General features: G+C 50.0%; 14 protein-coding genes and 1 pseudogene. 13 read left to right on the plus strand and 2 right to left on the minus strand.

All coding sequences use genetic code 11. The features are described from left to right. Positions 1-239 precede the first annotated feature (239 nt). The 6 genes from FN001_RS06200 (at position 240) to FN001_RS06225 (ending at position 7532) form a co-directional block, all read left to right on the plus strand. The gene (locus FN001_RS06200; protein ID WP_142411173.1) at positions 240-575 is read left to right on the plus strand and encodes a DUF4366 domain-containing protein; all 336 of its coding nucleotides are present in this window, start codon (positions 240-242) and stop codon (positions 573-575) included. Between the two features lie 259 nt (positions 576-834). Then, a complete protein-coding gene (gene rlmD / locus FN001_RS06205) occupies positions 835-2238 on the plus strand; it encodes a 23S rRNA (uracil(1939)-C(5))-methyltransferase RlmD (protein WP_142411174.1) in 1404 nt (467 codons plus the stop codon). Between the two features lie 233 nt (positions 2239-2471). Next, positions 2472-3728 (plus strand): BMP family ABC transporter substrate-binding protein, encoded by a 1257-nt coding sequence (locus tag FN001_RS06210; RefSeq protein ID WP_486463485.1) that lies wholly within the window; start codon positions 2472-2474, stop codon positions 3726-3728. 207 nt (positions 3729-3935) lie between these two features. Beyond that, complete coding sequence (locus FN001_RS06215; protein WP_486463486.1) at positions 3936-5474, plus strand: ABC transporter ATP-binding protein; 1539 nt, start codon at positions 3936-3938, stop codon at positions 5472-5474. Further along, positions 5467-6555, plus strand: coding sequence for an ABC transporter permease (locus tag FN001_RS06220; protein WP_118727860.1), 1089 nt, complete (start codon positions 5467-5469; stop codon positions 6553-6555). The genes FN001_RS06215 and FN001_RS06220 overlap by 8 nt, the downstream gene beginning before the upstream one ends. Then, positions 6552-7532: an ABC transporter permease gene (locus tag FN001_RS06225; protein WP_142411177.1), complete on the plus strand. Its 981-nt coding sequence runs from the start codon at positions 6552-6554 to the stop codon at positions 7530-7532. The genes FN001_RS06220 and FN001_RS06225 overlap by 4 nt, the downstream gene beginning before the upstream one ends. Before the next feature lie 186 nt (positions 7533-7718). On the opposite strand, the gene FN001_RS06230 is transcribed toward FN001_RS06225, so the two are convergent. Beyond that, positions 7719-8231 carry an alpha/beta hydrolase family protein gene (locus FN001_RS06230; RefSeq protein ID WP_486463491.1) on the minus strand — a complete coding sequence of 171 codons (513 nt, stop codon included), beginning with the start codon at positions 8229-8231 and terminating at the stop codon, positions 7719-7721. Between the two features lie 157 nt (positions 8232-8388). Here FN001_RS06230 and FN001_RS18385 point away from each other — a divergent pair. Continuing rightward, a pseudogene (locus FN001_RS18385) lies at positions 8389-8475 on the plus strand (CpsB/CapC family capsule biosynthesis tyrosine phosphatase); the annotation flags it as partial. Here the strand turns inward: FN001_RS18385 and FN001_RS06235 are convergent. Next, the gene (locus FN001_RS06235; protein ID WP_142411179.1) at positions 8473-8958 is read right to left on the minus strand and encodes an aspartate/glutamate racemase family protein; all 486 of its coding nucleotides are present in this window, start codon (positions 8956-8958) and stop codon (positions 8473-8475) included. The pseudogene FN001_RS18385 and the gene FN001_RS06235 overlap by 3 nt on opposite strands. Before the next feature lie 134 nt (positions 8959-9092). On the opposite strand from FN001_RS06235, the gene FN001_RS06240 reads away from it, so the two are divergent. The 6 genes from FN001_RS06240 (at position 9093) to FN001_RS06265 (ending at position 12794) form a co-directional block, all read left to right on the plus strand. Further along, a complete protein-coding gene (locus FN001_RS06240) occupies positions 9093-9392 on the plus strand; it encodes a LysR family transcriptional regulator (protein WP_279230956.1) in 300 nt (99 codons plus the stop codon). A 127-nt stretch (positions 9393-9519) separates the two neighbouring features. After that, positions 9520-9891, plus strand: coding sequence for a hypothetical protein (locus FN001_RS06245; RefSeq protein WP_142411181.1), 372 nt, complete (start codon positions 9520-9522; stop codon positions 9889-9891). Between the two features lie 149 nt (positions 9892-10040). Then, positions 10041-10535, plus strand: coding sequence for a hypothetical protein (locus FN001_RS06250; RefSeq protein WP_142411182.1), 495 nt, complete (start codon positions 10041-10043; stop codon positions 10533-10535). Further along, positions 10532-11203, plus strand: a complete 672-nt coding sequence (locus FN001_RS06255; protein WP_142411183.1) for a response regulator transcription factor — start codon at positions 10532-10534, stop codon at positions 11201-11203. Before FN001_RS06250 ends, FN001_RS06255 begins: the two co-directional genes overlap by 4 nt. Continuing rightward, positions 11200-12270, plus strand: a complete 1071-nt coding sequence (locus FN001_RS06260) for a sensor histidine kinase (RefSeq protein ID WP_142411184.1) — start codon at positions 11200-11202, stop codon at positions 12268-12270. Before FN001_RS06255 ends, FN001_RS06260 begins: the two co-directional genes overlap by 4 nt. Next, positions 12267-12794 (plus strand): hypothetical protein, encoded by a 528-nt coding sequence (locus FN001_RS06265; RefSeq protein ID WP_142411185.1) that lies wholly within the window; start codon positions 12267-12269, stop codon positions 12792-12794. Before FN001_RS06260 ends, FN001_RS06265 begins: the two co-directional genes overlap by 4 nt. Positions 12795-12884: the final 90 nt, after the last annotated feature.

Consider the following 12884-nt stretch of genomic DNA (forward strand, 5'->3'; position numbering starts at 1 on the left):
CCGATTTGGAATGCGAAGCATCGGCAAAATCCTGTTACAGGTAACAGTTTTTTCAGTTATCCTGTGGCTGGAATGAAGAGATCAAAAATTTAGGATAGTAAAAATCAGAAAAGCATGGTATACTATTAAAAAATATCGCTTTGAATGGAAATGTTCGACCAGGAGAGCGGCAGCCGTGAAAGCTCCGGGAGAGCTCCGGGAGAGCGAAACAGCTGCAAAAACAGAAAGGATGTGCGAGAATGAACAAATTCGATATGATGAGTAAAGACGCACTCAGTAAAATGGAAGAACTTATGAACGCGTCCAAACTGAACGAACTGCTTCATAAAAAAGAAGAAGAAGATAAGAAAAAGACCTGTATTCTCTGGATTCTTGCGATCATCGGTGCAGTGGCTGCAGTAGCAGCGATCGCGTATGCGGTTTATCGTTTCTTCACTCCGGATTATCTGGAAGACTTTGAGGACGATTTCGACGATGATTTCGATGACGACTTTTTCGAGGATGAGGAGGAAGCTCCGAAGAAAGTGGAAAAAGCAGCAGAGAAAAAAGATGAGGACGAGGAGACAGAGGCTTAAAAGTTCGCGGACTGCCGGGATGGCAGTGTGAAAAGTCTTGTGCTCATGACAGAAAAGAGGCTGTGGCAGGGAGTACGCTTGCCCGGCCTCTTTTGTTTAACAGGAACTTCCTGTTAAACAAAAAGGCACTACGTGCCTAAGATGCACACTCGCGCGAAGATGAAGGTTGTCGCAAGCGACCGCGCTCGGCGCGAGAATGTGCCGAGGCACATTTTTTTTTAACAGAAAATTCTTTTTTATATAGACAGAAGGAGAAGAGATGAAAAAAGGTGAGATTTACACCGGAGTGGTGGAAAAGATGGATTACCCGAACAAGGGAGTTCTCCACATCGGTGAGGAGAAAGTGGTTGTAAAGAACGCGCTTCCGGGTCAGACTGTGGAGATCGCGATCTCGAAGCAGAGAAAGGGAAAATGTGAGGGACGGCTTCTTAAAGTGGTAACACCGGCAGATTACGAAAAGGCCGAGGGTGCATGTCCGCATCGCGCAGACTGCGGCGGATGTACATACCAGACCGTGCCGTATGAAGAGCAGTTAAAGATCAAGGAGAGACAGGTCCGTGCACTCCTGGATCCGGTTCTCCCGGAAGGCTACAACTTTGAGGGGATCAAGGGAAGTCCGCTGACGAGAGCGTACCGCAACAAGATGGAATTTTCCTTCGGAGATGAATTCAAGGATGGTCCGATGACACTCGGTATGCACAAACGCGGCAGCTTTTATGATATCGTGACGGTAGATCAGTGTGTTCTGGTGCATCCGGACTGCTGTAAGATCTTAAAGGCAACTCTGGACTATTTTACGGAGCAGGGTGCGACATTTTATAAAAAAATGGCGCATGTGGGATATCTGAGACATCTTCTCGTCCGCCGCGGTGTGAAGACAGGGGAGATCCTTGTGGACCTTGTGACTTCCACACAGACGGAAGGAACCTGGAAGAGTGAAGCGAACGAGGAAGAATTACTTGAAGGCTGGAAAGAGGAACTCCTTGCGCTTGATCTGGAAGGAGCCTTTGCCGGAATTCTCCATACGGAGAATGACAGTCTTGCGGATGTGGTACAGAGTGACCGCACGGTGATTCTTTACGGACAGGATTTCTTTATGGAAGAGCTTCTTGGGCTGAAATTCAAGATCACACCGTTTTCCTTCTTCCAGACGAATTCCCTGGGTGCGGAAGTTCTCTACGAGACAGCCCGCGAGTATATCGGTGACACGAAAGGAAGAAAGGTATTCGACCTTTACAGCGGTACTGGTACGATCGCACAGATCCTGGCCCCGGCGGCAGAACATGTGACGGGCGTGGAGATCGTTGAGGAGGCAGTTGAGGCTGCAAAGATCAATGCACAGAGGAACGGACTTACAAACTGCGACTTTATCGCCGGAGATGTCCTGAAGGTGCTGGATACGCTGGAAGAGCGCCCGGACCTCATCGTCCTGGATCCACCGAGAGACGGGATCCATCCGAAGGCGCTGCCGAAGATTATCAAATACGGCGTTGATCACATGGTCTACATTTCCTGCAAACCGACGAGTCTTGCGAGAGATCTTGTTGTTCTCCAGGCAGGCGGATACACGGCAAAACGGATCTGCTGTGTGGACATGTTCCCTGCAACAACCGGGATCGAGACCGTGTGCTTATTGGAAAAGCAGAAAAGTGCGGACGAATAGAGTGTTCGAAGAATAAGATAAAAAAGTTGAAGGGTCGGGATGTAAGTTCCGGCTCTTTTCAGTTGTTGTTCAGTTCACATGTCAGCTGCTGAAAAAGTCTTCTTTGTCATACTCAGGGATCATCAAAAAGATAATCTAAAAATTTTGTCAAAAACAGTTGAAAAAAACATTATAAGGTGCGATAATGTTTCTGTGCTTGTTTATTAAACAACCTTATAACGAGGAGGATCATTATGAAGAAACAGTTAAGTGTCATTCTTGCAGCATCCATGGTTCTTTCCATGACAGCCTGCGGAGGCAGCAGCCAGACAGCAGAGACAACAGCAGCAGCGGCAGATACGACCGCAGCGGCAGCAGCGGATCAGACAGCGGCGGCAGCCGAGACGACCGGCGAGGGCGTGGATCCGGCGGATCTGAAAGTCGGCTTCATCTTTATCGGCGATGAGAACGAAGGCTACACCGCAGCTCATTACGCAGGTGCCAAGAAGATGCAGGAAGCATTAGGTCTCAAGGATGACCAGTTAATTGTAAAGTGGAACACACCGGAGGACGAGACTGCTTATGACGCAGCTGTCGATCTTGCGGATCAGGGATGCCAGCTTGTATTTGCAAACAGCTTCGGTCAGGAAGACTATGTAAAACAGGCAGCAGAGGAATTCCCGGACGTCCAGTTCTGCCATGCAACCGGTTACCAGGCTGCATCCAGCGGACTTTCCAACTTCCACAACTTCTTTACAAATATTTATGAGTCCCGTTACGTTTCCGGCGTTGTCGCAGGAATGAAATTAAACGAGATGAAAGAAAAAGATCCGTCTATGGATCTCAAGATCGGTTATGTCGGCGCTTACCCGTACGCAGAGGTGATCAGCGGATTCACTTCCTTCTTCCTCGGCGCACGTTCCGTTTGCCCGGAAGCTCATATGGAAGTAACTTACACAAACAGCTGGGGAAGCTTCGATCTTGAGAAAGAGGCAGCTGAGGCTCTGATCGCGGACGGCTGTGTTCTGATCTCCCAGCACGCGGATACAACAGGCGCTCCGACCGCATGTGAGGCAGCTGGCGTTCCGTGCGTAGGCTACAACATCTCCATGATCGCGACAGCTCCGACACAGGCTCTTACATCCGCATCCATGGACTGGGGCATCTACTACACATTCGCAGCACAGAGCGTAGTTGACGGAACAGAGATCCCGGCTGACTGGTGCCGCGGATTCGCAGACGGTGCAGACAAGCTCACAGAGTTAAATGAGAACGCAGTTGCAGCAGGAACAGCAGAGAAGGTCAAAGAGGTTGAGGACTCCATCGCAAGCGGCGACCTCAAGGTATTCGCTACTGACACCTGGACTGTAAACGGCAAGAAAGCCGAGGATGACGCAGAGCTCATGGACAAGTACAAAGATTACATCTATGACGGTTACTTCCACGAGTCCGAGAAAGCTTCCGCTCCGTCCTTCGATATCATCATCGACGGCATCGAGAGCCAGGCGTAATATGAATGAAACGGCAGGAAGTCGATGGAAATTCCTGTCTGTGTGAGAGGAGCGGCATCCGGAGGACTGTAAAATACAGAACCCGGGTGCCGGTTCCAATCTCAAAAAGAGATACAGGCGAAACTGCTGGAATACGACAGTTTCGCTATTTTTCGCCTAATGGTCCGGGCGGAAAGGACCAGAAAAAATTACGTGGGAGGTCTGTTCGTGGCAGCACAGGATAACGCAATTGAATTAAAAAACATCACGAAGCGGTTTGGCAGCGTCGTGGCGAACGACAAGGTATGTCTGACCGTCAAAAAAGGAGAGATCCTTTCCATTCTCGGTGAGAACGGAAGCGGAAAGACGACACTGATGAATATGCTGTCCGGAATCTATTTTCCGGATGAAGGGGAGATCTATGTCGATGGAAAAGAAGTGACGATCGCATCTCCGAAAGACTCGTTTGCCCTGGGCATCGGCATGATCCATCAGCATTTCAAGCTGGTTGACGTTCTCACAGCAGCGGAGAATATCATCCTCGGACTTCCGGGAAAAGAAGTTTTAAAGATGGATGAGGTGCGGAAAAAGATCAAAGGTCTTGTGGACAAGTACGGATTTGACCTGGATCCGGATCAGAAGATCTACGAGATGTCCGTTTCCCAGAAACAGACGGTCGAGATCATCAAAGTCTTATACCGCGGAGCAAACATCCTGATCCTTGATGAGCCGACAGCCGTTCTGACCCCGCAGGAGACAGAGAAACTCTTTGCGGTCCTCAGAAATATGAGAGTGGATGGACGTTCCATCATCATTATCACGCACAAACTTCATGAAGTGTTGTCCTTATCCGACCGCGTGGCGATCCTGCGAAAAGGAAAATATATCGGAACCGTCGAGACAAAGGATGCGACTTCCGAATCTCTTACCGAAATGATGGTAGGCCAGAAAGTGGACCTTGACATCAAACGCTCCGCACCGAAAGATCTCACAAGACGTCTTCTCGTGCAGGATCTGACATGCGTAAATCCGGAGAACGTCATGACCTTAAATCATGCGACCTTCAGTGCATACGGCGGCGAGATCCTTGGAATCGCCGGTGTTGCGGGAAGCGGACAGAAGGAACTTTTAGAGGCGATCGCGGGACTTGAAAAGACATCTGAAGGTTCCGTTATGTACTACCCGCCGGACGGCATCGGGATCGACCTTGCGACAAGGGATGCGACAGAGATCCGGAATCTCGGGATCCACCTGTCCTTCGTTCCGGAGGACCGTCTCGGAATGGGACTTGTCGGCTCCATGGACATCACTGACAACATGATGCTCCGCGGATACAACAACGGACATAACTTCTTTGTTGACCGGAATACACCGAAAAAGCTGGCGGAAGATCTGATCCGCCGTCTGGAGATCGTGACGCCGGGAACGACGACACCGGTAAGACGACTTTCCGGAGGAAATGTCCAGAAAGTCCTTGTCGGACGTGCAATCTCCTCAAATCCGACTGTCCTCATGGTTGCATATCCGGTCCGCGGACTTGATATCAACTCCTCCTACACGATCTACAACCTGCTCAATGAACAGAAGGAGAAAGGCGTTGCAGTCATCTGTGTCGGAGAGGACCTGGACGTTCTCCTGGAACTCTGTGACCGGATCCTCGTTCTCTGCGGCGGTTCCATCTCGGGGATCGTGGATGCGAGAACTACAACGAAAGAGGAGATCGGACTTCTTATGACAAAGACCGGAAAGGAGAAGAAAGATGAGTAGTATCCATATTTCCAAAAGGGACGGAATGCCTTTCGCGAAAGCGCTCATGATCCGGCTGATCGGCGTCCTGTTATCCCTGGTCGTGTGCGCGGTGGTGATCGTTGCACTCACAAAATTAAATCCGGTGGAAGTCTATAAGGCGATCTTTTCCGGAGCTGTCGGAACATCGAGACGTGCCTGGGTGACGATCCGTGACGCGCTGATCCTGCTCTGCGTGGCGATTGGTCTGACACCGGCGTTCAAGATGCGGTTCTGGAACATCGGTGCGGAGGGACAGGTCCTCATGGGCGGCTGCGTCTCCGCGGCGATCATGATCTACGGGGCTGACCATTTCGGAACGGCGCAGCTGATCCCGATGATGGTGGTCGGCAGTATCGTTGCAGGAATGATCTGGGGACTGATCCCGGCATTCTTTAAAGCGCACTGGAACACGAACGAAACGCTGTTTACCCTGATGATGAACTACGTTGCGATGCAGATCATCACGTTCTGTATCGTTTTCTGGGAGAATCCGGCAGGTTCCAATACCGTCGGCATCATCAACTCCAAGACAAAGCTCGGCTGGCTCCCGGCACTCTCCGGACTGACTTACGGCTGGATCGTCGTGATCGTCCTCGTGCTTACCGTTGCCATGTTCGGTTACTTAAAGTACAGCAAACAGGGCTACGAGATCTCGGTTGTCGGCGAGAGTGAGAATACGGCGAAGTACGTCGGCATCAACGTAAAGAAGGTCATCATGCGCACGATGGCGATCTCCGGTGCGATCTGTGGTCTCGCAGGCTTTATCATCGTCAGCGGTTCCAGCCATACGATCTCCACGAGCACGGCGGGCGGACGCGGATTTACTGCGATCATCGTCGCATGGCTCTCAAAATTCAACACGTTTACAATGGTCGTGATCTCCTTCTTCCTGGTTTTCATGGAGCAGGGCGCAGGTCAGATCGCCTCCCAGTTCAACTTAAATGAGAACGCCTCCGAGGTCATCACGGGGATCATCCTGTTCTTCATCCTCGGCAGCGAATTCTTTGTAAACTATAAGATCCAGTTCAAGAAGAAAGAGGAAGGAGGACATACAAAATGAGCGTGATCATCATTTTCCTTCAGAAAGCGATCGCACAGGGTATTGGAATGCTCTATGGTGCACTCGGCGAGATCGTGACGGAGAAATCCGGTAACTTAAACCTCGGTGTTCCGGGTGTCATGTACATGGGCGGCATTGCAGGCCTCATGGGCGCGTTCTTCTATGAGAACGGAAATCCGGCTCCGAACGGACTTGTGGGACTTATCATTTCCTTCCTCTGCGCGTTTCTTGCGGGCATCATCGGCGGACTGATCTACAGTATCCTGACGATCACTCTGCGCGCAAACCAGAACGTGACGGGGCTTGCACTGACCACCTTCGGAACAGGCTTCGGAAACTTCTTCGGCGGTTCCCTTTCCGCTCTTGCGGGCGGTGTCGGTCAGATCTCCGTCGCCTCAACTGGTGCAGCTTATACAAAGTCGATCCCGGTGCTGAGCCAGATCCCGGTGATCGGACCGGTGCTGTTTTCCTACGGATTTATGACATACCTCTGCATTATCCTGGCATGTGTGCTCGCGTTTTTCCTCGCAAAGACGAGAAAAGGCCTGAATCTCCGCGCAGTCGGTGAGAATCCGGCGACTGCGGATGCGGCGGGCATCAATGTTACATTGTATAAGTATCTCGCGACATGCATCGGCTGCGGGATCAGCGGTCTCGGCGGACTGTACTTTGTCATGGAGTATTCCGGCGGAACCTGGACCAACAATGGGTTCGGTGACCGTGGATGGCTTGCGGTTGCCCTTGTCATCTTCTCCTTATGGAAACCGTTAAATGCGATCTGGGGATCCATCCTCTTTGGAGGACTCTACATCCTGTATCTCTATCTTCCGGGTGTTGGAAGAAGTGCACAGGAGATCTTCAAGATGCTTCCGTACCTGGTAACGATCATTGTCCTGATCTTTACAAGCTTCCGGAGAAAGAGAGAGAACCAGCCGCCGGCAGGACTCGGACAGCCGTACTTCAGGGAAGAGAGATAGGCAGGATAGAAAAAACAATTTGATATGATGAAAGAAATGCGCACCATATTCCCGCCGCTTGAGCGGCGAGTCAGGTGCGCATTTTTTGTGAAGAGTTCACTGCTGCGATTGCACAAAACGCAAAAACAGCAATGAAAATTCCAGGCTTTTTATGTCCCAGGGGATGTTGGTAATCCAGTTAAATAATTATCTCAGATATGTATCCATCCACTCAATAATCTCCCTCATCCGGTCGAGCCTGTTTTCCGGCTTTCCGCTCCTTGAGAGTTCATGATTTTCCCCGTGGAACAGGCAGAGCTTTGCAGGGCAGCCGTTCCGCTTGATGGCGCTGAACATGGCGAGCCCTTCGGCCATATAGCAGCGGTAGTCTTCATCGGAGTGGATAAAGAGCGTCGGCGTCTTGCAGTTCGGTGCAAACTGAAGCGGGGACTGCTTCCAGAGAAGTTCCACATCGGTCCTCGTATTTCCGCCCTGGTTGTTTAAGATGAAGGTGTGTCCGATATCGGAGTTATGTTCAAAGGACACCCAGTTGGAGATGGAGCGCTGGGATGCGGCGGCATGGAACCGGTCGGTATGTCCGATGATCCAGTTCGTCATAAATCCGCCGTAGGAACCTCCGGCAACACCGAGACGGGATGTGCTGCGGGATGCAGGTGTTTTCAGCCGGAAAAAAGCGTAAAGTGACAGAGCTTGTCGTATTTAACCTGAGGTTAAAAAAATTACAAACTTCTTTGCAACTTCTTAACATCACGGTGTGAAAACAGAGTTAACAATTATAAAAATCAATGGTATAGTTGTTCTGAATGTCGGAATTTTACAGAATCGGAAAATAAACAGAAGAGCATACGGAGACAGAATGATTGATATTCATAGCCATATCATCCCAGGCGTGGATGATGGATCCCCAAATCTGAAAGAAACAGAAAAACTTCTGAAAATGTCATGGAATCAGGGAGTGACCGATCTGATCGCGACCCCGCATTTTTCCCGTAATCTTGATCCGGAAAGACTGGCGGACTGCTTTGAAAAAGTCTGCTTCCATGGTGGCGGATGTTCCTATCAATCCGACTTTTTTGTATCCTCGCCGTACCGCCTCGGCGCAGGTAGCCTCCACGATGCTGACAAGTGGAATGGGAGATGTTTTTTGCAGCTCGTCAAACACCAGATGCCCCGTATTGCAGGCCAGCGCGCCCACCTCTGCCCCCGCCGCAGCCAGATTGCGGATGCCCGCCAGCAGATAGGCAGTCAGCCCCTCTGTATCGCCCTCACTGCTCATGCGGATGACCTCGAAGCAGCTCAGACTTTCGATGGTCATAGGCGGCAGATAGGGTCTTCCCACCCTGTCTTTCACGCCGTTTACGATGCTTCTGTAATAGGGAATGGTGGATTCCGGTCCTACGCCGCCGATTAAACCTAATTTTTTCATACTGTTTCGACCTCCCGTTCAAAAAATATCTTCTTTTAATGGTAGTATATACTGTATCATAGAATCAGTAAAATAGATGTTTGTGATATTTAGTATGCAGAAATGTTATTCTAAATCTGGATCGTTATATTGCGCTGCAAAAAGTCGTGGAAGTCGGCAGTTTCACCAAGGCGGCGGAACTGCTGGGATATACGCAGCCTGCCCTCAGTCAGATGATCGCCTCGCTGGAACGGAAACTGAATATCAAACTGCTGTACCGTACCAGTCACCGGGTCTGCCTGACGCTGGAGGGAGAGCATATTTTCCCAGCCATTCAAAAATCGGTATCGCAATATCTTGCGATGCAGGAGATTGCCAAAGAGATACGCGGTTTGGAAACCGGTGTCATCCACATTGGACCAAGCGCATTTGGAGTTGTGTATGTGTCGAAGTAGTCTTAAAGATGAAAGTTGTCTCACTGTATCATTTTGATATTTCGCAAACAAAACTCAAACATCCAGCCAACAAAGCTGATGTATCATACAGCCATCCGATGAGGAAAAATACATGGAGGTCTTTCAAATGTCTAAGAAAAATTTTGTTTCCCTGATCTTTGGTACGGTTGGTGGTATCCTGTTTGCACTGGGTATGTGCATGGCAATGATCGCCGAGTGGGGTGCCTTCAAGCAGGGCATCGTAGTCGGCTGCATAGGTCTGGTTGTGCTGCTGATCATGCTGACCGTGCGCCGTAAAATGGAGGGCAAGCCCATTCTCGTTCCCCTGAGCGCCAAGACTGTCGGTACAGTCGTGCTGGGTGTTGTCGGAGCCATTACGCTGGGCGTCGGTATGTGCCTGGTTATGGTATGGAACAATCTGGTCTGGGGTATTGTGGTCGGTCTTGTAGGTATCGTCCTGCTGCTGTGCCTGATTCCGTTGGTCAAGGGCATCAAATAAATCCATTCTGTTTGGTGGGCAGAAACTGAAAAGCCGCTGCCCGATTTTTTATTTCCCGAGCAAATTAACAATTCTCAAACAATTCTCAAACATTTCGGCAATGCTGCTTTTGTATGATATAATCATTATAAGCAGAGGGAGCAAAAAGGATGGAACAATTCAAACTTTCCCTCGGCCTTAATGTGATATATGCCGTGATGAAATTTACGTTCGGCCTCCGGTATCATTCCGTATGGTTCGGAACGCTGGCAGTTTATTACTTCCTGTTGGCCGTCATGCGCTTTCTTCTGCTGCATCATGCGAACCGGAAAGGCTTTGGCACAGACAGAAGCGGTGAGCTGCAAAGCTATCGCTTATGTGGTATGATTTTAATGGTCATGAATGTAGTGAAATACCGAAAATACCGCAGTCCGGTCATGTCTGCGGCCAAGGTGGTGAGTCTCGCTGCTGCACTGGTATCTATGCTGTCGCTGGAAACGGCCATGCTGACACAGTTCGGCAGCACCGACTCGGAAATGTCCCGTAGGATCATGACGGCCTGCACAGGAGCCGGTGTCTGCACGATTATTTTGGCAATGGCGGTTTATATGATTTATCATGCAACACGGGAATTGAAATGCGCACGAATGGAGGAAGCAAAATGATTCGTATTCTTGTTTTGGAGGATGACGCAAAACTGAATCAGATGGTTTGCACCTATCTGAATGACAGTGGTTTTCAGGCCAAAGGCTGCCTGCACGCAAACGACGCTTACGACGAGATGTATAACAGTCTCTACGACCTCATTATCTCGGATATTATGATGCCGGATATTGACGGCTTTGAATTTGCGGAAAATGTGCGCCGGGTCAACAAGCACATTCCCATTCTCTTTATGTCAGCAAAGGATGACTTACCATCCAAACAGCGTGGATTCCAGCTCGGCATTGACGATTATATGGTCAAGCCGATCCAACTGGACGAACTGCTGCTGCGGGTGCGGGCGCTTCTGCGGCGTGCCAATATTGAGATGGAGCGCAAAGTGGTGGTCGGTAATCTGGAGCTGGATGCGGATGGCATGAGCGCTGCCATTGACGGCGAGGAAATTCCCGTCACAACGCGGGAGTTCAATATTCTCTATAAGCTCCTGTCCTACCCGAAAAAGACCTTTTCCCGCGCTCAACTCATGGATGAGTTCTGGGGTGTCGATACGGATACCAGTCTGCGGGCGGTGGATGTTTATATCACCAAGCTGCGGGACAAATTTTCCGCCTGTGACGGCTTTGAGATCAAAACTGTCCGGGGACTTGGCTATAAGGCGGTGCTGAAATGAAAGAGCAGGATGCAAGAGTAAAAGCGGACATTTTCCCGGTCAGCGGTTTTCTGATTTCGCTGATTACCTTTGGCGTCATTACGACTATACAGATGAAAATTCTTGGGAATTATATTGATGTCTCCCAGATCGCACCTGTTCATGTGATATTGGTTCTAATTCTCTGGCTGTTGGTAGCTGCAACTTTTACCATCTTCACAAGCTACCAGATCCGAAAACGGTATCAGAAGCCCATCGAGGAATTTGCGGAGGCTGCCCGTAAAGTAGCCGCCGGAGACTTTTCCGTTTATCTTGCTCCCCGGCACAGTGAGGATAAGCTGGATTATCTGGATGTGCTGTTTCTGGATTTCAACAAGATGGTGGAGGAGCTGGGCAGCATTGATACTCTGAAAACAGACTTTGTTTCCAATGTATCGCATGAGATCAAAACGCCGCTGGCGATTATTTACAACAATGCAGAGTTGCTGAACAAGCCAAATTTGACCGAGGAAAAGCGGCTGGAGTATTCCCAGACCATTCTCTCTGCTGTGCATCGCCTGTCCGAGCTGGTGCGTAATATGCTGAAGCTGAACAAACTGGAAAAGCAGGTCATCAAGCCGGTGCCTGAACGCTACGATGTGACGGCGCAGATTTGCGAGTGCGCCGTGCAGTTTGAAGAACTGTGGGAGAAAAAGGGTATCAACTTTGAAGCGGATCTGGAGGATTGCGTTATGCTGGAAGCCGATGCCGGACTGTTGGAGCTGGTCTGGACAAACCTCCTGTCCAATGCCCTGAAATTTACTCCGGAGGGCGGCACGATCCGACTGTCTCAGTCCTTAGATGACACAAATGTGACAGTCTGTGTGTCCGATACCGGCTGCGGAATGACGCCGGAAACCATGAAGCATATCTTCGATAAATTCTATCAGGGCGATACCTCTCATGCCACGGAGGGAAACGGCTTGGGGCTGCCGCTGGTGCAGCGCATCTTGCAGCTTTCAGACGGTACCATCTCCGTGCAGAGTAAACCCGGAGAGGGTTCTACCTTTACCGTGGTGCTGCCTAAAAAACAGGGAGGTCAATCATGATGGAGCAGGAAAAGCGTCCCTATGTGGGTTATGAATATAAAAAAATCACTGTTTCCGAGGAAAATGCATCCTGGTATCTGGACTGCTATGAATCTTTTGGCTGGGAGCAGGATGACCATGTACCAGCCGCAATCGGCGGTCATACCGTGACACTTTCTTTGAAGCGCGATCGTAAGATCATCAATAAGGCGGAGCTGACCCGCTTGCAGCGAAACTTTGAAGCCTGCGTTGCAGAAATCAACCATCTGGAGCGTTCGCGCCAGAGTGCGGCAACCATGTGGGCACTGATCGTTGGCGTAATTGGAACGGCTTTTATGGCAGGCTCCGTATTTGCCGTAACCCATGAACCGCCAATTATCTGGCTGTGCATTTTGCTGGCGATTCCGGCCTTCATCGGCTGGATTACACCATACTTCCTCTATCGCTCCATAGAGGTCAGGCATACCACAAAGATCCAGCCAATGATCGAAGCAAAGCAGGAGGAAATCTATGAGCTTTGCGAGAAGGGACACAACTTGCTGTAAAGTGAAGATGCCGATGCTGCTTCAAAAAGCACCGGCATCTTCTTTTTAATAATTCGCAAACAGAACAGAAGCATTCAGAAAACAATGGCG

The organism is Clostridium sp. Marseille-P7770, assembly GCF_902143525.1.
In the GTDB taxonomy this organism is placed as follows: Bacteria; Bacillota; Clostridia; order Lachnospirales; family Lachnospiraceae; genus Pilosibacter.